At 74.5% G+C, this 21,062-nt stretch carries 16 protein-coding genes and 1 riboswitch; of the genes, 3 read left to right on the top strand and 13 right to left on the bottom strand.

Annotation, left to right across the window (positions count from 1 at the left end; genetic code table 11):
- Positions 1–21: 21 nt before the first annotated feature.
- Positions 22–1,113: an amidohydrolase family protein gene (locus ACZ62B_RS27660; protein ID WP_468721460.1), complete on the top strand. Its 1,092-nt coding sequence runs from the start codon at positions 22–24 to the stop codon at positions 1,111–1,113.
- A 198-nt stretch (positions 1,114–1,311) separates the two neighbouring features.
- Positions 1,312–2,214, top strand: a complete 903-nt coding sequence (locus ACZ62B_RS27655; RefSeq protein WP_469692454.1) for an SCO1860 family LAETG-anchored protein — start codon at positions 1,312–1,314, stop codon at positions 2,212–2,214.
- Positions 2,215–2,369: 155 nt separating this feature from the next.
- On the opposite strand, the gene cobC is transcribed toward ACZ62B_RS27655, so the two are convergent.
- From cobC to cobM, 6 genes are all read right to left on the bottom strand, one after another.
- Entirely contained in the window at positions 2,370–3,437 is a 1,068-nt protein-coding gene (gene cobC, locus ACZ62B_RS27650) for an Rv2231c family pyridoxal phosphate-dependent protein CobC (RefSeq protein WP_469692452.1), read from the bottom strand.
- Entirely contained in the window at positions 3,427–4,341 is a 915-nt protein-coding gene (locus ACZ62B_RS27645; protein WP_344563915.1) for a sirohydrochlorin chelatase, read from the bottom strand. Before ACZ62B_RS27645 ends, cobC begins: the two co-directional genes overlap by 11 nt.
- Positions 4,338–4,931 (bottom strand): precorrin-8X methylmutase, encoded by a 594-nt coding sequence (locus tag ACZ62B_RS27640; RefSeq protein WP_344563913.1) that lies wholly within the window; start codon positions 4,929–4,931, stop codon positions 4,338–4,340. The genes ACZ62B_RS27645 and ACZ62B_RS27640 overlap by 4 nt, the downstream gene beginning before the upstream one ends.
- A complete protein-coding gene (gene cobJ, locus ACZ62B_RS27635; protein WP_344563911.1) occupies positions 4,928–6,610 on the bottom strand; it encodes a precorrin-3B C(17)-methyltransferase in 1,683 nt (560 codons plus the stop codon). The genes ACZ62B_RS27640 and cobJ overlap by 4 nt, the downstream gene beginning before the upstream one ends.
- A gap of 160 nt (positions 6,611–6,770) precedes the next feature.
- The gene (cbiE, locus tag ACZ62B_RS27630) at positions 6,771–8,006 is read right to left on the bottom strand and encodes a precorrin-6y C5,15-methyltransferase (decarboxylating) subunit CbiE (RefSeq protein ID WP_469692449.1); all 1,236 of its coding nucleotides are present in this window, start codon (positions 8,004–8,006) and stop codon (positions 6,771–6,773) included.
- Positions 8,003–8,821 (bottom strand): precorrin-4 C(11)-methyltransferase, encoded by an 819-nt coding sequence (gene cobM, locus ACZ62B_RS27625; RefSeq protein ID WP_469692447.1) that lies wholly within the window; start codon positions 8,819–8,821, stop codon positions 8,003–8,005. The genes cbiE and cobM overlap by 4 nt, the downstream gene beginning before the upstream one ends.
- Before the next feature lie 107 nt (positions 8,822–8,928).
- Between cobM and ACZ62B_RS27620 the strand changes: the two genes are divergently transcribed.
- Positions 8,929–9,657 carry a ZIP family metal transporter gene (locus tag ACZ62B_RS27620; RefSeq protein ID WP_469692445.1) on the top strand — a complete coding sequence of 243 codons (729 nt, stop codon included), beginning with the start codon at positions 8,929–8,931 and terminating at the stop codon, positions 9,655–9,657.
- A gap of 17 nt (positions 9,658–9,674) precedes the next feature.
- On the opposite strand, the gene cobI is transcribed toward ACZ62B_RS27620, so the two are convergent.
- From cobI to ACZ62B_RS27585, 7 genes are read right to left on the bottom strand one after another with little or no spacing between them, the layout of a single operon-like run.
- Entirely contained in the window at positions 9,675–10,406 is a 732-nt protein-coding gene (gene cobI, locus ACZ62B_RS27615; RefSeq protein ID WP_469692443.1) for a precorrin-2 C(20)-methyltransferase, read from the bottom strand.
- Positions 10,403–11,896 (bottom strand): cobyrinate a,c-diamide synthase, encoded by a 1,494-nt coding sequence (locus ACZ62B_RS27610; protein ID WP_469692441.1) that lies wholly within the window; start codon positions 11,894–11,896, stop codon positions 10,403–10,405. Before ACZ62B_RS27610 ends, cobI begins: the two co-directional genes overlap by 4 nt.
- The gene (gene cobO, locus ACZ62B_RS27605) at positions 11,890–12,489 is read right to left on the bottom strand and encodes a cob(I)yrinic acid a,c-diamide adenosyltransferase (RefSeq protein WP_344563899.1); all 600 of its coding nucleotides are present in this window, start codon (positions 12,487–12,489) and stop codon (positions 11,890–11,892) included. The genes ACZ62B_RS27610 and cobO overlap by 7 nt, the downstream gene beginning before the upstream one ends.
- On the bottom strand, positions 12,489–14,477 hold the full coding sequence (locus tag ACZ62B_RS27600) for a putative cobaltochelatase (protein ID WP_344563895.1): 1,989 nt from the start codon (positions 14,475–14,477) through the stop codon (positions 12,489–12,491). Before ACZ62B_RS27600 ends, cobO begins: the two co-directional genes overlap by 1 nt.
- Complete coding sequence (cobN, locus tag ACZ62B_RS27595; protein WP_468888694.1) at positions 14,474–18,127, bottom strand: cobaltochelatase subunit CobN; 3,654 nt, start codon at positions 18,125–18,127, stop codon at positions 14,474–14,476. The genes ACZ62B_RS27600 and cobN overlap by 4 nt, the downstream gene beginning before the upstream one ends.
- Positions 18,124–19,635 (bottom strand): cobyric acid synthase, encoded by a 1,512-nt coding sequence (locus ACZ62B_RS27590; RefSeq protein ID WP_469692438.1) that lies wholly within the window; start codon positions 19,633–19,635, stop codon positions 18,124–18,126. The genes cobN and ACZ62B_RS27590 overlap by 4 nt, the downstream gene beginning before the upstream one ends.
- Complete coding sequence (locus tag ACZ62B_RS27585) at positions 19,632–20,573, bottom strand: cobalamin biosynthesis protein (RefSeq protein ID WP_468888700.1); 942 nt, start codon at positions 20,571–20,573, stop codon at positions 19,632–19,634. Before ACZ62B_RS27585 ends, ACZ62B_RS27590 begins: the two co-directional genes overlap by 4 nt.
- A gap of 122 nt (positions 20,574–20,695) precedes the next feature.
- Positions 20,696–20,833: riboswitch (cobalamin riboswitch) on the bottom strand.
- Positions 20,834–21,062 lie beyond the last annotated feature (229 nt).

Raw genomic sequence — 21,062 nt, 5'->3', positions numbered from 1 at the left:
CGGCTGACTAGGGTGCGGTACATGAGCGAACGCGCGGTGCTGCACGTGAAGGGGCGGATCCTCGTCGGCCCGGACGAGGTCCGCGACGAGCTGTGGGTCGTCGGCGGCCGGATCTCCTACGACCGTCCCGCCGGCGCCCGCGACATCCGCACCGTCGACGGCTGGGTGCTGCCCGGACTGGTCGACGCCCACTGCCATGTGGGCCTGGACCGGCACGGTGCCGTCCCCGAGGACGTCGCGGAGAAGCAGGCACTCACCGACCGCGACGCCGGCGCCCTGCTGCTGCGCGACGCCGGCTCGCCCTCCGACACCCGCTGGACCGACGACCGCGACGACCTCCCGAAGATCATCCGGGCTGGCCGGCACATCGCCCGCACCCGCCGCTACATCCGCAACTACGCCTGGGAGATCGAGCCCGAGGACCTCGTCGCTTACGTCGCGCAGGAGGCCCGGCGCGGCGACGGCTGGGTGAAGCTGGTGGGCGACTGGATCGACCGCGACCTGGGCGACCTGTCGGCCTGCTGGCCGCGCGGCGCCGTCGAGGCGGCGATCGCCGAGGCGCACCGGCTGGGCGCCCGCGTCACCGCCCACTGCTTCGCCGAGGACTCCCTGCGGGACCTGGTCGAGGCCGGCATCGACTGCGTCGAACACGCCACGGGCCTGACCGACGACACCATCCCGCTCTTCGCCGAACGGGGCGTCGCGATCGTCCCCACCCTCGTCAACATCGCCACCTTCCCCGCACTCGCCGACGGCGGCGAGTCCAAGTTCCCCCGCTGGTCGGCCCATATGCGCCGGCTCCACGAACGCCGTTACGACACCGTGCGCTCCGCCCACGACGCCGGCATCCCCGTCTTCGTCGGCACGGACGCCGGCGGCACCCTCCCGCACGGCCTGGCGGCCGACGAGGTCGCGGAGCTGGCCAAGGCCGGCATTCCACCGGTCGAGGCGCTCGCGGCCGGGACCTGGGCGGCCAGGAAGTGGCTCGGCCGGCCGGGCCTGGAGGAGGGCGCGCCGGCGGACCTGGTGGTCTACGGCTCCGACCCGCGCGCGGACGTCCGCGTACTGACGGATCCGCGCCGGGTGGTGCTGAACGGGCGCGTGGTCGGATAAGGCGGATGCCCTGCGGGGCGCACGAGGGGGACGGCGGGGAACAGCCGTGCCCCGGTAATCGAAAACATTCGCTGACTCGCCACGATGGAGTGAAGAGTCACCGGAACGCTGACGGCCCGCCGTCCGCGCGGACATTCTTTCCGGGTCCCAGTCATGTCTCATGGGGGTCCCACCACCTTGAACAGCACCAACTTCCGTATGCCCGCACGCCGTTGGGCTGCCGTCACCGCGGCCTGCGCGCTCGCCGCCGGTCCCGCGGCGCTGGCCGGAGCGGGCTCCGCGCACGCCACCGGGGGCCACGGCACGGCGAGCGCCGCCGTGCTGCGCACCGGGCTCGACGTGTCCCTGCTCAACAAGACGGTGAACGCCCCGCTCACCGTCTCCCTCAACGAGGTCCGGGCACCGCAGAGCGCGCGGAAGACGGCCCTCACCGCCACCCTCGACGGCGTCGACGGCGGCAAGCCCTTCAGTGTGCTGCGGGCGGAGGTGGCCGACGCGGAGGCGACGGTGAACGGTGACCGGGCCGAGGCGTCCACCACCCTCTCCGGGGCGCGGCTCCACGTGCCCGGTCTGCCGCTGCTGTCGGTCGTCGAGCTCGAGGCGGTGAGCTCCAGGGCGGTCTGCGAGACCGGGAAGACCCCGCACGCCTCGGTGACGCTGCCCGCCTCGGTGAGGGTCCTCGGCAAACGCGTCAGGCTGACGGCCGGGGGGCCCACCCATGTCGAGGTGCCGGGGGTCGGGTCGGTCCGGCTGGACCTGTCGAAGACCCACACCACGTCGACGACGGCCGCAGCGACCGCGCTTCAGCTCAAGGTGTCCGTCAACCCGTTGAAGCTGAACGTCGCCGAGGTCGAGGGCACGCTCACTCTGGCCGAGGCGATGTGTGAGGCTCCGGCCGCTCCGGCCGCTTCTGCGGCTCCTGCGGCTCAGGGGGAGGCCGCCGGTGTTCAGCCGCAGGGGGCGCGTGGGGCGCGGGCGGGGGCCAATCTGGCCGAGACGGGTGGTGACTCGATGACGCCGTATGTCGCGGGGGGTGCGGTTGCCCTGCTGGCGGCGGGGGGTGGAGCGGTGGTGCTGGCTCGGCGGGGGCGCGGGGACTGACGTTTTTCGCCCCCGCCGCCCCTTCCCGTTCCCGTCCCCCGGGGGCGCTGCCCCCGGACCCCCGCTCCTCAAACGCCGGAGGGGCTGAATTTCAGCCGAGGAGCGGGGTCCGGGGCGGAGCCCAGGTCGGAACGGGAAGGGGCGGCGGGGGCGAATCAGACCGTTCTCAGTACCTGCCCCAGCGCGCCCAGGAACCCGTCCACCGTCCCCCGCCCCCGCACCGCCAGCCGCAGCCACTCCTCATCCAGCCCCGGAAACGTGTCCCCGCGCCGCACCGCGTAACCGAGCCCCCGCAACCGTCGCCGTACCGCCACCGCGTCCGGCAGCCGGACCAGGACGAAGGGCCCCTCGGCGGGCTCCACGACCCGCAGACCGCGGTCGGCGAACTCCCGCAGCCCCGCGACCAGGTGATCACGGTCCGCAGCGATGCGCCGCGCCGCGTCGGCCGCCTCCGCGAGGGCCCGGGACCCCACACACGCCTCCGCCGCCGCCAGCGCCGGCGTGGACACCGGCCACAACGGCTGCGCGCGCTCCAGTTCCGCGACGGTCTCCGCGGCCGCCAGGACGTAACCGATCCGCAGCCCCGCGAGCCCCCACGTCTTGGTGAGACTGCGCAGGACGACGAGACCGGGAACGTCCGTACGCCCGGCCAGCGCCTCGCGCTCACCCGGCACCGCGTCCATGAACGCCTCGTCCACCACCAGCGTCCGCCCCGGCCGGGCGAGCCGGGCGACCGACGCCGCCGGGTGCAGCACCGACGTCGGGTTCGTCGGGTTGCCGATCACCACCAGGTCCGCGTCCTCCGGCACCGCCGCCGGGTCCAGCCGGAAGCCGTCCGCCTCCCGCAGCAGCACCCGGTCCACCGTGTGCCCGGCGTCCCGCAGCGCCGCCTCCGGCTCCGTGAACTGCGGATGCACCACCACCGGCCGGCGTACCTTCAGCGCCCGCGCCAGCAGCACGAACGCCTCCGCCGCACCGGCCGTCAGCAGCACCCGCTCCACCGGCAGCCCGTGCCGCGCCGCCACCGCCGCCCGCGCGGCCCGCCCGTCCGGGTAGGCGGCCAGCCCCGACAGCGACCCGGCGATGTGCTCCCGCAGCCACGGTGGCGGCGTGTCCGCGCGGACGTTCACCGCGAGGTCGACCAGCGCGACGCCGTCGTCACGGACCTCGGCGTCCCCGTGGTGCCGCAGATCGTGCCCGCCGGCCGTCGGCTCAGTGCGCATGGGAGTGCGCGTGGCCGTGCCCGTGGTGATGCCCGTGGTGGTGGCCGTCGTCGTCCGGGTGGAAGTGCGGCTGCTGCGGCTGCCCCACCTTGTCCTCGAAGCCCGGCAGCGCGATCCGGTACACGCACGAGTCGCAGTTCATCCGCAGATCACCCTTCACGGCCTCCTCGTACCGCTCCCACACCAGATCCAGCAGCTCCGGCTCCGGACCGATGACGTCCGCCGACCGCACCTCGGTCTCCGGGTGCGCCGCCGCCCACTCCTGCGTCTGCAGCCGCACCCGGTCCGGCAGGATCCCGGTGAACAGGAAGTACGGCAGCACCACGACCCTGCGCGCCCCCAGCCGCGCACAGCGGTCCAGCCCGCCCGGCACGTCCGGCGCCGCCAGCGACACGAACGCCGTCTCCACGCCCGCGTACCCGCGCCCCTCCCACAGCAGCCGCGCCGCCTTGAACACCTCGGCGTTGGCGTCCGGGTCCGTCGACCCGCGCCCCACCAGCAGCACGGTCACCCCGGCCGGGTCCCAGGACGGGTCCACCGCCTCCGCCAGCCGCCGCTCCAGCACGCTCAGCAGCGCGGGGTGCGGGCCGAGCGGACGGCCGTACGTGTACGAGATCCCGGAGTGCCGTTCCTTCTCGCGGGCCAGCGCGGCCGGGATGTCCCCCTTGGCGTGCCCGGCGGACACCAGCATCAGCGGTACGGCGGCGAACCGCCGCGCCCCCCGCTCCACCAGCTCGGCGACGGCCTCGCCCAGCGGCGGCGGGGACAGCTCGATGAACCCGCCCGCGACGGGCAGTTCGGGGTGGCGGCGCCCCAGCTCCCGCACGAAGTCGCGGAACGCCTCCGCTCCGGCGTCGTCCCGGGTGCCGTGGCCGGCGATGAGCAGGGCGGGCGGGGTGGTCACAGGTTCTCCTCGGGTTCAGGTGAAGCGGGGTGGTACAGCAGGGCGTTGAGCGCGGCGGCGGCGACCGCCGATCCGCCCTTCTCGGACACGTTGCTCACGGCGGGCAGCCCGCTCTCCCGCAGCGCGGCCTTGGACTCGGCCGCCCCGACGAAACCGACGGGCAGACCGACGACGAGCGCGGGGGAGGCGTCCAGGGTCAGCAGCTCCTCCAGGGCGGTCGGCGCACAGCCGATCACCCACAGGGCGCCGGGCCCGACCTCCTCGTACGCCAGCCGCACGGCGTGCGCGGAACGCGTCAGACCGGGACCGGCGACGGCGTCCTTCAGCCGGCACACGGTCGGCCGGCGGGTGATCCCGGCCGCGACCATCTCCACGTCCACCACGACCGGCGCCCCGGCGTGCAGCGCGGCATGGGCCTTCGCCAACTCGCCCTCGTCCATGACGAGATCGGACGCGTACTCCAGGTCGGCCGCGGAGTGGATGACCCGCTCCACCACCGCCCGGGTCAGCGGCGGGAAGTGCGAGGTGTCGAGGCGGGCCCGCAGCCGCCGGAAGGACTCCTGCTCGATGGGGTGCACCACGCGGTTCACCGCGCCTCCTCCTGCCAGCGGTAGCCGCGCGGGGTGACCATGCGCCCCGCGATCTCACGGGTCGCCGTGTTGCCCACGGTCACGACCGTCATCATGTCGACCGTCGCCGGATCGAGCGCGGCCAGCGTGGTCAGCCGGCTCGACTCGTCCGCGCGGGACGCGTTGCGCACGATCCCGACCGGTGTGGCCGGCTCCCGGTGCTCCGCGAGGATCGCGAGGGCCTTCGGGAGCTGCCAGTCACGGCCCCGGCTGCGCGGGTTGTAGAACGTCACCACGATGTCCGCCTCGGCCGCCGCCCGCACCCGCCGCTCGATGACCTCCCACGGCGTGTGCAGGTCGGACAGGCTGATCGACACATGGTCGTGGCCCAGCGGCGCCCCCAGGATCGCCCCGGCCGCCAGCGCCGCCGTCACGCCCGGCACCCCGACCACGTCGATGTCGTCGGACGCCTCCGCGAGCGCGGGGGAGGCCATGGCGTACACGCCCGCGTCCCCGCTGCCGATGAGCGCGACCGCCTGCCCGCGCCGGGCCTCGGCGACGGCCGTCCGCGCCCGCTCCTCCTCCGCACCGAGACCTGACTCCAGCACCCGCGTGCCCGGCCGCAGCAGATCGCGGATCTGGTCGACGTACTGGTCGAGCCCCACCAGCACGGAGGCGCGCCGCAGTTCGGCCTCCGCCCGCGGGGTGAGCAGGTCCCGGGCGCCCGGCCCGAGACCGACCACCGCGAGCCGCCCGCGCCCCGGACGCCGTACGACGGCACAGGTCGCCATCGCGGGCAGCGCCGCCGACTTCCGCTTCGGCACGAGGAGTTCGCCCCCGCCCACCAGCGCGGCGGCCTCCGCGACCGACGGCGTGCCGACGGCGGCCAGCGGCGCGTCGGACGGGTTGGGCACCTCGACGCGCGCCAGCTCCCCGGCGGCGTACGTCACCAGGGGCACCCCGAGCCGCCGCGCCGCCTCCACGATGCCGGGCTCGCCGGCCTTGGCGTCCACGGTGGCCAGCTCGGCGACCGACGCCGCCGACAGCCCCGCCTCGCGCAGGGCGTCCCCGACCAGGCCGAGCACCTCGTCCACGGGGGCGCCCTTCGAGGCCCCGACGCCGACGACGAGGGTCGGCGGCCGGAGCACCGCCTCCCGCTCGCCCGGCTCGGCCAGCCGGTCCGTGACCCGGATCGTGTACGACCCCTCGTCCGCGACCGGGAGCGGCGGCAGCGGCCAGCTCACCTCGGCGCGCAACGCCACCGCCTCACCGTCCAGCAGGGCCCGGGACACGGCGGCGACGTCGCCCTCCACCGGCAGACCGAGGGTGTCCAGGCCCGGCAGACCGGCCGCGTCGGTCGCCGTCGTCACCACCGGCTCGGCGCCCAGCACCCCACCGACCGCGCGGGCCAGCTCGTTCGCCCCGCCGCCGTGCCCGCCGACCAGCGACACCGCGAACCGTCCGCCCTCGTCGACACAGACCACCCCCGGATCGCTCGCCTTGTCGTGCAGCAGCGGCGCCACCAGCCGCACCACGGCCCCCGTGGCCAGGAAGCACACGAGCTGCTCGCACTCGGCGAACGCGGCCCGCACGGCATCGGGCACGGGACCCTCGTACACCCGCGTACGGTCCGGCCACACGGCGGCCAGCCGGTCCCGCGCGGCCGCTCCGGCCGCCGTGGCGGCAATGAGACCGATCACCGGGTACCCCCCACCGGTGACCGGTGCGGGCGCGCATCGCTGGGCGAGAACCAAGCCGGCACAGCAGTAACCTCCAACAACTTCATGAACCGGGCTGGTTCCAGCCCGGCTGGTGTCGATCGCGTCGGACTCAGCGGCTCACGCTCGTGAAGGAGAGGACTCAACCGCCGGCTCCTTCCTCGCGTGCCGGGAGCCGGACGCCCCACAGCAGGAAAACGGGATTGGTCGCCGCCAGCCGGGTCACGTCACCCGGCAGCGGCGCGAGGCGCGAGGACTGCAACAGCACCCCGTCGCAGGAGAAACCGGCGTCCGTCAGCGCCGCACGGGCCGCCGGAACCCGGTCGAGCGCGGCCATGGCGACGACGACCGTCCGCCGCGCCCGTCGCGCGCACGCGGTGACGACCGCCGGCAGTCCGCGCCCCCCGCCGCCGACGAACACGGCGTCGGGGTCCTCGTCGAGGCCGGCCAGCACATCCGGCGCCGACCCGTGCACCACGCGCACGTCGACCCCGTGCGCGGCGGCGTTGGCGCGGACCCGCTCCACCCCGTCCGGCGTCTTCTCGACGGCGGTGACGGCGGCACCGAGCCGCGCGCACTCCACAGCCACGGACCCCGACCCCGCGCCGACGTCCCACACCAGCTCACCGGGGCGCGGCCCCAGCCGGGCCAGGGCCAGGGCCCGCACCTCGAACTTGGTGATCATGGAGTCGCGGTGGTCGAACTCCGCCTCGTCCAGCGCCCAGCCGACGGGCCGCCCGGCCCCGCCCGCGACGGTCCGTACAGGCCCGAGGACCCGCGACTCGTCCAGGCACAGCACCACACTCACCGCCGCACCCCAGTCCCGCCCGGCGGCCTCGGCGGGCGTCACCCGCTCCACCCGCTCCTCGGCGGAACCCAGCGCGGAGGCGACGACCAGCACCCGCGCGTCGCCCCGCAGCGCGGCCCCCAGCTCGGCCGGACCGGCCCCGGGGCCCGTCAGCACGGCGACCTTCGGATGGGCCCGGCACAGATTCACCGCCGTACGCGGATCCCGCCCGTGCGCGCTCACCACCACGGCGTCGTCCCACGTCAGCCCGGCCCGCGCGAACGCGGCGGCGACGGAGGGGACACCGGGCCGCACGTCGAGCCGCTCCGGCCCGAACCGCTCGGCCAGCGCCCGCACGATCCCGAAGAACCCGGGGTCCCCGGACGCCAGCACCACGACCGGCCGCTCCTCGGCGACGTACCTCCCGATGGCGTCGAGCGCGGGCGCCAGCGGCCCGAGCACGATCCGCTCGGCCCCCTCCGGCAGCCGTACGGCGTCCAGATGCCGCCGCCCGCCGACCACCAGCTCCGCCCCCGCAGCCACCCGGGCGTCGACCGGCGCACCGGTCCCCGTCCCGACGACGGTGATCACGTGCTCGCACCCCGCGAACGCAACGCCCGGCGGGCCTCCGGGTCGGCCTTGCGGAAACCGTGGAAGTGACCGGGGTGGTACAGGTGCGAGCGGGTGCCGTGCGCGTCGAGGGCAGGGCCGACCAGGAACAGCGTGTGCTTCCACAGCCTGTGCTCCTTGACCGTCTCCTCCAGCGTGCCGATCGTGCACTTCACGACCAGCTCCTCCGGCCAGGTCGCCTGATACGCGACGACGACCGGCGTGGACGTCGGATAGCCGCCCTCCAGCAACTCCCGCACCAGCTGCCCGCTGCGGGCGGCCGACAGGAAGACCGCCATGGTGGTGCCGTGCCGCGCGAACTCGCGGACCTCCTCACCCGGCGGCATCGGCGTCTTGCCGCCGCCGAGCCGGGTCAGCACGACGGACTGCGCCACCTCGGGAATGGTCAGCTCGCGCTGCGCGAGCGCCGCGACGGCCGAGAACGACGACACGCCGGGCACGATCTCGGTCGCGATGCCGAGCTCCGCACACCGGTCGACCTGCTCCTGCGTCCCGCCCCACAGCGCAGGGTCGCCGGAATGGATCCTCGCGACCTTCAGCCCGTCCGCGCGGGCCCGCTCGTAGACGGCCACGACGTCCTCCAGGGACATCGTCGCCGAGTCGAGGATCTCCGCGCCCTCCCGAGCGTGCCGGAGGACCTCCTCCTGCACCAGGCTGGCGGCCCAGATCACGACATCGGCCTCGGCGATGGCGCGTGCGGCACGGAACGTCAGCAGATCGGCGGCGCCGGGGCCGGCCCCGACGAAGGTCACCTTGCCGGTGGGGGCGTCGGCCATGGAAATCGGTCCTCTCTGGCGAATGGTCTGGCGAATGGTCGAAGACGGTGGGCGGTGAGCGGCTGTCACGCGTGCGCGGACGGTCGCCGATCGGATACGAAGAACACATGGCGGTCCTCGTCGCGCTCGGCGCGTTCCTGATGACGCTGGCCGGCGGCTGGTCGGCACACCGCGTGACCGACCGCCGCCACCTGGTGCTGGGCCTGGCCGGCGGCCTGATGCTCGGCGTCGTCGGCCTCGAACTCCTCCCGGAGTCCCTGGAGACGGCCGGCACCGAGGTGTACGGCGTCCCCGCGGCCCTGCTGCTCTTCGTCGCCGGCTTCCTCCTGGCCCACCTGGTGGAACGCCTCCTGGCCCACCGCCAGGCCGCACACGGCGCGGAAGAGACGAACGGCCGCACGCCCGAGGTGGGCCTCACGGCCGCGGCCGCGATGGTCGGCCACAGCGCCATGGACGGCGTGGCGATCGGCGCGGCCTTCCAGGTCGGCGGCGGCATGGGCGCCGCCGTCGCGGTGGCCGTGGTCGCCCACGACTTCGCGGACGGCTTCAACACGTACACCCTCACGCGCGTCTACGGCAACGCCCGCCGCCGCGCGCTGACGATGCTGTTCGCGGACGCGGCGGCACCGGTCGCCGGCGCCGCGTCCACACTGTTCTTCACCATCCCGGAACCGCTGCTCGGCGGCTACCTCGGCCTGTTCGGCGGCGCCCTGCTCTACCTCGCGGCGGCCGAGATCCTGCCCGAGGCCCACCACGAGCACCCGGCCCGCTCCACCCTGCTGTGCACGATCGCGGGCGCGCTGTTCATCTGGCTGGTGGTGGGCGCCGCGCACTGAGGACGACCCGGCCCGGTTCACAACTTGCCGCCCCGCCCGCCGTCACGCCGCGGCGGCGCGATGAGCGTCGACAGATACGGCAGCGGCGCCCCGTCCAGCTCGGCGGCCGGCCGCACCGACTCCTCCGGCAGCCCGAGCGCCGACCCCCACACCGCGTCACCGATCCGCCCGGTCTCCCGCAGCGCCTCGGCGACCTCACCGGCCTGCCGCCCGAACTTGTACGCGACGACGGTCCCGGGCCCGGCCAGGGCGTCCTTGAGCACGGCGGCCCCCGCGGTCACCGGAACCAGCGTGAGCGGCTCGGTCCCCTCGGTCAGCACGGCCCCGGAACGCGCCGCGAGATCCTGCATGGCGGTGATCCCGGGAACGGTCTCGACGACGGCGTCCGGCACGGACTCGGCGACGGTCTGCGCGAGGTACGTGAACGTCGAGTACACATTGGGGTCCCCGATGGTCGCGAAGGCGACGACCCCGTGCTCCCGCAACAACCCCGCGACCCGCTCACCGGCGGCGTCCCAGGCCGCCTCGCGCCGCGCCCGGTCGGTCCGCTCGTTCAGCGCGAACACCACCCGGACGACCTTCTCGCCGGGCACGTAGTGCAGCACGGTCGCCTCGGCCCGCCCCCGCTCACCGCTGTCCATCACCGGTACGACGACGACGTCCGCGGCCCGCAGCGCGTTGACCCCCTTGACGGTCACCAGCTCCGGATCCCCGGGCCCGACCCCGACCCCGACCAGCCTGCTGCTCATGACGTGCGGCACCTCTCCACGAACCGACGGGCGACACCGGGCTCGGACGCCCAGTGCGTGTGCAGATAGCTCGCGTGCACACCGCGCTGTACAAAACCTTCGACACGCCGCTCGGGCGCCCGCATCCCCCAGGCGGGGGCGTCCCCCGACCCCGGTTCGACGACGGTCCGGTGGAACTCGTGCCCCCGCATCCGCGTACCGGCGCCGGCCAGCGCGCTGTCGCTCACGGCCACGGCGTCCCGGTACCCCAGCGTCAACCGCTCCGACATCCGCGCGGAGGCGTCCAGCACCCCGCACATGGGCAGCCCGTCCAGCTCCCGGCACAGATACAGCAGCCCGGCACACTCGGCCGCGACGGGAGCCCCGCTCAGGGCGAGTTCGGCGACGGCCTTCCGTAGCGACTCGTTGGCGGACAGCTCGGAGGCGTACACCTCGGGAAACCCGCCCCCGATGACCAGCCCGGCGGTCCCCTCGGGCAGTTCCTCGTCCCGCAGGGGATCGAAGGCGACGACCTCGGCCCCGGCGGCGGTGAGCAACTCGGCATGCTCGGCGTACGAGAACGTGAACGCGTTCCCGCCCGCGACGGCAACCCTCACAGCCCGGCCGACACCATTCAGCCTGTCCGGCGTTTGAGGACGAGGTCCGCAGGGCCGATGGGGGTCTGGGGGCGCAGCCCCCAGGGACGATGGGGGTCCCCCCGCTCGAGCGAAGCCGAGAGTGGGGGAGGGAAGGGGCGGCGGGGGCGAAGAAACCAAAGCCTCATCCGCATCCCAAGCCGCACAGGGCAACGCCCCCGCACTCCGCGCGAGCGCGACCAACGTCGGCAGATCGCACCCGGCGGCCACCTGCGCGGCCATCGCCGAAACGGCCTCGACGGCCACGGAGCCCCGCTCGGCAACCGGCACCAACCCCAGATGCCGAGACGGCGTCTCCACCTGAGCAGCCCGCCGCAGGACACCGAGCACCGGCACCCCGACCGACTCCAACGCCTCCCGCAACAACCCCTCGTGCCGGTCCGAGGCGACCTTGTTCAGGATCACCCCTCCGACCCGGACCTCCGGATCCCAGCTCACGAACCCGTGCACCAACGCCGCCACCGACCGGGACTGCGACGACGCGTCGACGACCAGCACGACCGGCGCCCGCAACGACTTCGCCACCTGCGCGGTGGACGCCAGCTCCCCTTCCCCCGCGGCCCCGTCGTACAGCCCCATCACGCCCTCGACCACGGCGACGTCACACCCCCGCGCACCGTGCGCGAACAACGGGGCCACCAGCTCCGGCCCGCACAGATACGCGTCGAGGTTCCGCCCCACCCGCCCGGTGGCCAGCGAGTGGTACCCGGGGTCGATGTAGTCGGGCCCCACCTTGTGCGGGGACACGGCGAACCCCCGCGCGGACAGCGCGGCCATCAACCCCGTGGCGACGGTGGTCTTCCCGCTCCCCGACGAGGGCGCGGCAATGACCAGCCGCGGAACAGAGCTCACCACTCGATGCCCCTCTGCCCCTTCTGCCCGGCATCCATGGGGTGCTTCACCTTGGACATGTCGGTCACGAGATCGGCGAACCCCACCAGCTTCTCCGGCGCGTTCCGTCCCGTGATCACGACATGCTGCGTCCCCGGCCGCTCCCGCAGCACGGACACCACCTCGTCGGTGTCCACCCACCCCCAGTGCATCGGGTAGGCGAACTCGTCGAGCACGTACAGCCTGTACGTCTCGGCGGCGAGGTCCCGCTTGACCTGCTCCCAGCCCTCGCGGGCCTTCTCCTCGTTGTCCATCTGCTGATCGCGCTGCACCCACGACCAGCCCTCACCCATCTTGTGCCAGTCGACGGACCCGCCCTCACCGCTCGCACCCAGCACGCGCAGCGCGTTCTCCTCGCCGACCTTCCACTTCGCCGACTTGACGAACTGGAACACCCCGATCGGCCACCCCTGGTTCCAGGCCCGCAACGCCAGCCCGAACGCGGCGGTCGACTTCCCCTTCCCGACGCCCGTGTGCACGACGACCAGCGGCCGGTTACGCCGCTGACGCGTCGTCAGACCGTCATCGGGTACGACACTCGGCTGTCCCTTCGGCATTACGCGGCCCTCCTCTGCACGTCCTTCACCAGCCCGGCGATGCTGTCCGCCCGCAGCTCGTCCAGCGTCACGGCACTGCCGCCCAGCTCACCGGCCAGCCGCCCGGCGAGCCCCAGCCGCACCGGCCCCGACTCGCAGTCCACGACCACGGAGGCGACCCCGTCGGCGGCGAACAGCCGGGCCGCCCGCGAGGCCAGCGCGACCGGCTCCGGACCACCGGTCGCCCGCCCGTCCGTCACCACGACGACCAGCGCCCGTCGCGCCGGGTCCCGCAGCCGTTCCACCCGCAGCACGTCGTGCGCCTTGAGCAGCCCCGCCGCCAGCGGGGTCCGCCCACCGGTCGGCAGCGACTCCAGCCGCGCCGCCGCGGCGTCCACCGACGACGTGGGCGGCAGCGCCACATCGGCCGCCGACCCCCGGAAGGTCACCAGACCCACCTTGTCCCGCCGCTGGTAGGCGTCGAGCAGCAGCGACACCACGGCACCCTTCACGGCGCCCATCCGCTGCCGCGCGGCCATCGACCCGGAGGCGTCGACGACGAACAGCACGAGATTGGACTCGCGCCCCTCGCGCGTGGCCTGCCGCAGATCGTCCCGCCGCACCACCAGCCCCGGCCCGGACCGCCCCCGCGCCCGCTGATGCGGAGCCGCCGCCCGCACGGTCGCCGCCAGGTGCAACTTGGTCAGCGCACCGCCGGGCCGCCGCGCCCCCGTCGTCCGCCCGTGCTCGGTCCGCGCCCGCGACCGCCGCCCGGCGGCACCCTCACCGATACCGGGAACACTCAGCACCTTCGTACGGAACGGCTCGGCGGCACCCACGGGCGACCGCTCACCGGAACCGGCCCCGGCGGGCTGTGGCTCCCCGGACCCCTCGGCCTCGGCCGGCGCCCCCGCGTCACCACCGCCCTCCGGACCCTCCGCGGGCGGCTGCCCGCCACCCCCGCCGGGCCCGTCCGGATCGGTGTCGGGACCGTCGTCGCCCCCGAACTCCTCCAGCGTCTCGTCGAGCTTGTCCTCGTCCAGGCCGGGCGCGTCGAACGGGTTCCGCCTCCGCCGGTGGGGGAGGGCCAGCAGCGCCGCCTGCCGCACGTCCTCGGCCAGCACATCCGTCCGCCCGGCCCAGGCGGCCAGCGCGGTCGCCGTACGCGCCATCACGATGTCGGCCCGCATGCCGTCCACCTCGAACGCCGCACAGGTCGCCGCGATCTGCCGCAGCGCCCCGTCCCCGAGCCGCACCGACGGCAACAGCTCCCGCGCCGCCACGATCCGCGCCCGGACGGCGGCCTCCTCCTCGGCCCACCGCGCGGCGAAGGCGGCGGGGTCGTCGTCGTACGCGAGCCGCCGCCGTACGACCTCCACCCGCTGGTCGGGCTCGCGCGAGGCGGCCACCTCGACGGTCAGTCCGAACCGGTCGAGGAGCTGCGGCCGCAGCTCGCCCTCCTCCGGATTCATGGTCCCGACGAGCAGAAAGCGTGCCGCGTGCCGTACGGAGACACCCTCGCGCTCGACGTACGAGGCACCCATCGCCGCCGCGTCCAGCAGCAGGTCGACCAGGTGGTCGTGGAGAAGATTGACCTCGTCGACGTACAGGATCCCCCGGTGCGCGTCGGCCAGCAGCCCCGGCTCGAAGGCCTTCACGCCCTCCGCCAGCGCCCGCTCGATGTCGAGCGCGCCGACCAGCCGGTCCTCGGAGGCGCCGACGGGCAGTTCGACCATGCGGGCGGGCCGCGCGGCCCCGCCACCGCTCTCGTGCGGCCCGTCCGGGCAGCCGGGGTCCGGGGCCGAGGGGTCACAGGAGAACCGGCAGCCGGGCACCACGGCGACCTCCGGCAGCAGCGCCGAAAGAGCGCGCACCGCGGTCGACTTCGCGGTGCCCTTCTCACCGCGCACCAGCACCCCGCCGACCGCCGGGGAGACGGCGTTCAGCAGCAGCGCGAGCCGCAGGTCGTCCTGACCGACGACGGCCGTGAACGGAAAGGGAGTGGTCACTGGTCGTCGCCCTCCAGATCGCCTTCGAGTTCCAGATAGGTGGCGCGCAGCCGCTCCAGCGTGTCCGCGTCCGGCTCCGCCCACAGTCCGCGGTCGGCGGCCTCCAGCAGCCGCTCGGTGATGCCGCGCAGCGCCCAGGGGTTGGACTTCTTCATGAAGTCCCGGTTCTCCGCGTCGAAGACGTACTCCGCGCTGAGCCTCTCGTACATCCAGTCGTCCACGACCCCGGCCGTGGCGTCGTAGCCGAAGAGGTAGTCGACGGTCGCCGCCATCTCGAAGGCGCCCTTGTAGCCGTGGCGCCGCATCGCGGCCATCCAGCGCGGGTTGACCACCCGCGCCCGGAAGACCCGGTGCGTCTCCTCGCCCAGCGTCCGGGTCCTCACCTGGTCCGGTGTCGCCGAGTCGCCGACGTAAGCCTCGGGGCTGGCCCCCGTGAGGTGCCGCACCATGGCGACCATGCCGCCGTGGTACTGGAAGTAGTCGTCGGCGTCGACCAGATCGTGTTCACGCGTGTCGACGTTCTTCGCCGCCACCGCGATCCGCTTGAACGCCGTCTCCATGTCCCCGCGCGCCGCCCGCCCGTCGAGCCCGCGCCCGTAGGCGTAGCCGCCCCACACCGCGTACACCTCGGCGAGGTCCGCGTCCGACCGCCAGTTCCGCGCGTCGATCAGCGGCAGCAGGCCCGCCCCGTACGCCCCCGGCTTCGAGCCGAAGACACGGGCCGTGGCCCGCCGCCGGTCGCCGTGCTCGGCGGTGTCCTCGTCGGCGTGGGCGCGTACGTAGTTCCGGTCGGCCGGCTCGTCCAGCTCCGCCACCGCCCGCACCGCGTCGTCGATCAGCCCCACGACGTGCGGGAACGCGTCCCGGAAGAACCCGGAGATGCGGACCGTGACGTCGATGCGCGGCCGGCCCAGCTCCTCCAGGCCGACCACCTCGAACCCCGTCACCCGCCGCGACGCGTCGTCCCACACCGGACGGCACCCCAGCAGCGCCAGGATCTCGGCGATGTCGTCGCCCTGGGTGCGCATCGCCGACGTGCCCCACACCGTCAGGCCGACGGACTTCGGATACTCGCCCGTGTCCTGCAGGTACCGCTGCACCAGCGAGTCGGCGAGCGACTGCCCGACCTCCCAGCTCAGCCGCGACGGAATCGCCTTGGGGTCGACGGAGTAGAAGTTGCGTCCGGTCGGGAGCACGTTGACCAGTCCGCGCGTGGGCGAGCCCGAGGGCCCCGCCGGGACGTAACCGCCGTCCAGCGCCCGCAGGATGTGCCCGATCTCGTCCGTCGTACGGGCCAGCCGGGGCACGACCTCCTCGCACGCGAACCGCAACACGGCCACCGCGTCGGGAAGCTCCGTGCCCAGCACCTCGCGCACCAGCGCGGGGACCGCCTCGGCCGCCCAGCCGCGCTCCTCCATCCCCTCCGCGAACCGCCGGCAGAGCTGCTCCAGCAGGTCGATCGCGTCGGCGCCCGTACGCGCGGGGCCGTCCACCAGGTCCGTCAGCTCCACCGGCACCTTCACCGGTGCGCCCGGCTCGGCCAGCAGCTCCTTCTCCACCAGCCCGAAGCGCGCGGCCAGCGCGGCCCGCAGACCCGGCAGGGCGTTCGCCTGCCCGCCCCACACCTGCGAGGCGCGCAACACCGCCAGCACCAGGTTCACGCGCGGCTCGCCGACCGGGCCGCCGCCCAGGACGTGCAGGCCGTCGCGGATCTGCACGTCCTTGATCTCGCACAGATAGCCGTCGATGTGCATGACGAACTCGTCGAAGTCGTCGTCGTCCGGCTGGTCGTCCACGTGCAGGTCGTGGTGGAGTTCGGCGGCCTTCACCAGCGTCCAGATCTGCGCCCGTACCGCCGGTGCCTTCGTCGGGTCCAGGTCGGAGACCAGCGCGTACTCGTCGAGCAGCTGCTCCAGCTTCGCGAGATCGCCGTAGGTGTCGGCCCGCGCCATCGGCGGCACCAGGTGGTCGACCACCGTCGCGTGCCCGCGCCGCTTGGCCTGCGTGCCCTCGCCGGGGTCGTTGACGATGAACGGGTAGATCAGCGGCAGGTCGCCCAGCACCGCGTCCGGCGCGCACCCGGCGCTCAGCCCCAGCCCCTTGCCCGGCAGCCACTCCATCGTGCCGTGCTTGCCCATGTGCACGATCGCGTCGGCGCCGAAACTGTTCTCCAGCCAGCGGTAGGCCGCCATGTAGTGGTGCGACGGCGGCATGTCGGGGTCGTGGTAGATCGCGATCGGGTTCTCCCCGAAGCCGCGCGGCGGCTGGATCATCACCACGACGTTCCCGAACCGCAGCGACGCGAGGACGATGTCGTCCCCGTCGACGTACAGCGACCCCGGCGGCTCGCCCCACGCCTGACGCATCCCGTCCCGCAGCTCCGGGTCCAGCTTCTCGAACCAGGCCCGGTAGTCCGCCAACGGCACCCGCGCGGGCGCGGCGGCCAGCTGCTCCTCGGTCAGCCACTCGACGTCGTGGCCGCCGGCCTCGATCAGCCGGTGGATCAACTCGTCGCCGTCGTCCGGGTATTCGGTCAGGGCGTAGCCCGCCTCCCGCAGCGCGTCCAGCACCCGCACCGCCGAGGCCGGGGTGTCGAGCCCCACCGCGTTGCCGACGCGCGAGTGCTTCGTCGGGTACGCGGTGAAGACCAGCGCCAGCTTCTTCTCGGCGTTCGGCTTGTGCCCCAGCCGGGCGTGCCGTACGGCGATCCCGGCCACCCGCGCGGCCCGCTCGGGGTCGGCGACGTACACCGGGACGTCGTCGGGGCCCTGCTCCTTGAAGGAGAACGGGACCGTGATCAGCCGGCCGTCGAACTCCGGGATGGCGACCTGCATCGCCGCGTCCATGGGGGACAGGGCGGCGTCGGACTCCTCCCACGCGGCGCGCGAGGACGTCAGACACAGCCCTTGCAGCACCGGCACGTTCAGGTCGGCGAGCGCCCCGATGTCCCAGGCCTCCTCGTCACCGCCCGCCGACGCCTGCGAGGCGTGCGTGCCGCCGGCCGCGAGCACGGTGGCGACGAGGGCGTCGGCCTTCGCCAGCAGGGCGTACAGCTCGGGATCCGCCCCGCGCAGCGAACCGCAGTAGACCGGAAGGGCGTTGGCGCCCCGCGCCTCGATCGCGTCGCACAGCGTGTCCACGAAGGCGGTGTTGCCGCTCAGTTCGTGCGCGCGGTAGAAGAGCACGCCGACGGTGGGACGGCCCTCGACCACGGCCCGCTCCCCGTGCGGCCCGTACTCCGGCATCCTGCGCGGCTCCTCGAACCCCTCGCCGGTCAGCAGCACGGTGTCCGACAGGAACCGGGCCAGTTCGGTGAGGTTGTCCGGGCCGCCCTCGACGAGGTACCGCAGTGCCTCCGCGACCACACCGGCCGGCACGGTCGACTCGGCCATGAGTTCCGCGTCCGGCACGGACTCCCCGCCGAGCAGCACCGCCGGGAGCCCGGACGCCTTCAGTGCCGCGAGCCCGTCCTCCCAGGCGCGCTTGCCGCCCAGCAGCCGTACGACGGCGAGGTCCGCCCCGTCCAGCAGCGCGGGCAGCTCGTCCGCCACGTCCACGCGGGTCGGGTTGCCGATCCGGTAGGGGGCGCCGGAGGCACGGGCCGCCAGCAGGTCCGTGTCGGCGGTCGACAACAACAACACAGTGCTCATGCGGGCGCTCCCGGTGGAATGAAAGGCAGTCCTTGCGGCACGCCGGACTCGATGAGCCGCCACAGCGCGTCCGTGTCCGCGTGCTGTTCGATCAGGTCGCCGAGCCGGTCGAGCTGCTCCTCGCGCAGCGCGGCGAACGAGGTGTCGGGGGCCGGTACGAAGCGGCGGCCGGCGGCGGCGGCCACCTCGCGCAGGAAGGCCCGCCGGAAACCGTCCGACTCCAGCGAGCCGTGCCAGTGCGTGCCCCAGGTCTGCCCGACCCGGCAGCCGTCCAGGAAGGGTTCACCCGCTACGACCTCGGCGACCCCGTGATGGATCTCGTACCCCTCGACGGGCTCCCCGAGGGCCTGGCCGACGGGCCGCGTGAGCGTCTTCTCGCGGGCGAACCGCACCCGCACGGGCAGGACGCCCAGCCCGTCCACGTGCCCCGCGCGGCTCTCGACGTCGTCCTCGATGTGCTCCCCGAGGACCTGGAAGCCGCCGCAGATCCCGAGCACGGGCCGCCCCTCGGCCGCCCGTCGCCGCAGCGCGTCCGCCAGCCCGCGCTCCCGCAGCCACTCCAGCGCCCGTACGGTCCCGCGCGTGCCCGGCACCACCACGAGGTCGGCGTCGGCCAGTTCCTCGGGACGGTCCACGAACCGCACCACGACACCCGGTTCGGCGGCGAGCGCGTCCACGTCGGTGAAGTTGGACATCAGCGGCACCGCGCACACGGCGACCCGCAGCACGTCCTCGCCGACCGGCGCGGCGACCACGGACTCCCGCACGGCGCCCCGCAGGGACACCCGCAGTCCGTCCTCCTCGTCGATCCCGAGCCCGTGCCGGAACGGCAGCACGCCGTACGTCCGCCGCCCGGTCAGGCCGTGCAGCATGTCCAGCCCCGGTTCCAGGAGCGACACGTCGCCCCGGAACTTGTTCACCAGGAACCCGGCGACCAGCTCCTGGTCCTCGGGGGAGAGCAGGGCGACGGTGCCGAAGAAGGACGCGAAGACGCCGCCCCGGTCGATGTCGCCGACCAGGAGAACCGGCAGCCGGGCACCCCGGGCGATCCCCATGTTGACGATGTCGGTGCGGCGCAGATTGATCTCGGCCGGGCTGCCGGCCCCCTCACAGATCACCGCGTCATACGTGCCCCGCAACTGCTCCAGACAGTCCAGCACCGTGCCGAGGAGCCGCTGCTGCCGCCCTCCGTGGTACCCGCGGGCGCTCATCTCCCCGACGGACCTGCCCAGCAGCACCACCTGGCTGGACCGCTCGCCGCCCGGCTTGAGCAGCACCGGGTTCATCAGCGCGGTCGGCTCGACGCGGCAGGCCTGGGCCTGCATGGCCTGCGCCCGCCCGATCTCGGCGCCCTCCCGGGTCACGAACGAGTTCAGCGACATGTTCTGCGCCTTGAACGGCGCGACCTTGACGCCCTGCCGCACCAGCCACCGGCAGATCCCGGCGGTCACCACGCTCTTGCCGGCGTCCGAGGTGGTCCCGGCGACCAGCAGCCCCCCACCGCTCACGATGCACGTCCCTTCATGACGCTCCGCGCGGCGGCGGCGACCCCGAGCGCGAGCCAGCCGACCCGCCGGGAGAGCCGTACCGTCCGCTCGATGTCGGCCACGGCGACGGCACGCCCGCCGCCGTTGAGCACGGGCCGGTGCTCGACCCGCCCGCCGTAGGAGAGGGTCCCGCCGAGCCGTACGCCGAGCGCGCCCGCGAAGGACGCCTCGACGGGCCCGGCGTTGGGGCTCGGGTGCTCGGCCGCGTCCGCGCGCCACGCCCGTACGGCCCCGCGCGGGTCCGGTCCCGCGAGCGCGGCGAGTACGGCGGTCAGCCGCGCCCCCGGCCAGCCGGCGACGTCGTCGAGGCGGGCGGAGGCCCAGCCGTAGCGGAGGTGGCGGGGGGACTTGTGGCCGACCATCGCGTCCAGCGTGTTGACGGCCCGGAACCCGAGCAGGCCCGGCACCCCGGCGACGGCGCCCCACACCAGCGCGCCCACCACGGCGTCGGAGGTGTTCTCGGCGACGGACTCGACCACCGCGCGGGCGATCCCGTCGGCGTCCAGGGCCTGCGGGTCCCTCCCGCACAGGTGCGGCAGCCGCGCCCGCGCCGCCTCGACGTCCCCGGCCTCCAGCGCCCGTCCGATGGCGCGGGCCTCCCGGGCCAGCGAGGTCCCGCCGACGACGGCCCAGGTGGCGACACCGGTCAGGGCGGCGGAGGCGGCGGGGGAGGAGCGTACGCAGCGGGAGGCGAGGGCGCCCAGCGCGACGGTCCCGCCGACGCACACGGCGGTGTGCACCGCGCCCCGGCCCCGGTCGTCCCGCCACAGCACCCGTTCCACGGCAGCCGCGGCCCGCCCGAAAGCGGCGACCGGATGCCCTCGGCGGGGATCGCCGAACAGCAGGTCGCCGAGGAGGCCGGCGGCGGCGCCGTACGCGAACACGCGATCGGCACCCACGGGGTCAGCCGGTGACGGATCCGGCGGGAGTGGCCCCGGAACGGGGTGAGGTGTCGCTGTTCGACCTCGGCAGGCAGCCGCGCATGGCGTTATGTCCTCACTCAGGGTGTCCACGCCCTGGTTCGACGAGACCGGCGGTGAGAGTTCCTGGCTCCCGGGGTGTTCACCCCGGTGACAGTGGCGGGACCGCGCCGGAATCGCACCGGCTTCCTCTCCTGCCGCCGTAGTGGCTGAGGCAGTCCACCACGGCCCCGGAAGGGCCGTCAACTTGCCGTTGACCTGCGAGGCTGAAGTGTGCTGAGGCCCACAGAGGGGCTCCGGTGGGTGAACCCGCGAGCGGGGGCGCGGGGGTGCGCACACATGAGCGGGCGGTGGGGGGGGGGGGGGGTCCCCACCCCCCCCCCCCCCCCCCTTTCCCCCCCCCCCCCCCCCCCCCCCACCTCCCCCCCCCCCCCCCCCCCCCCCCCCCCCCCCCCCCCACCCCCCCCC

The sequence above is a fragment of the Streptomyces sp. NPDC053426 genome (genome assembly GCF_055585405.1).
The sequence above is the reverse complement of the archived record's forward strand: the minus strand, read 5'-3'. Positions and strand labels throughout refer to the sequence as shown.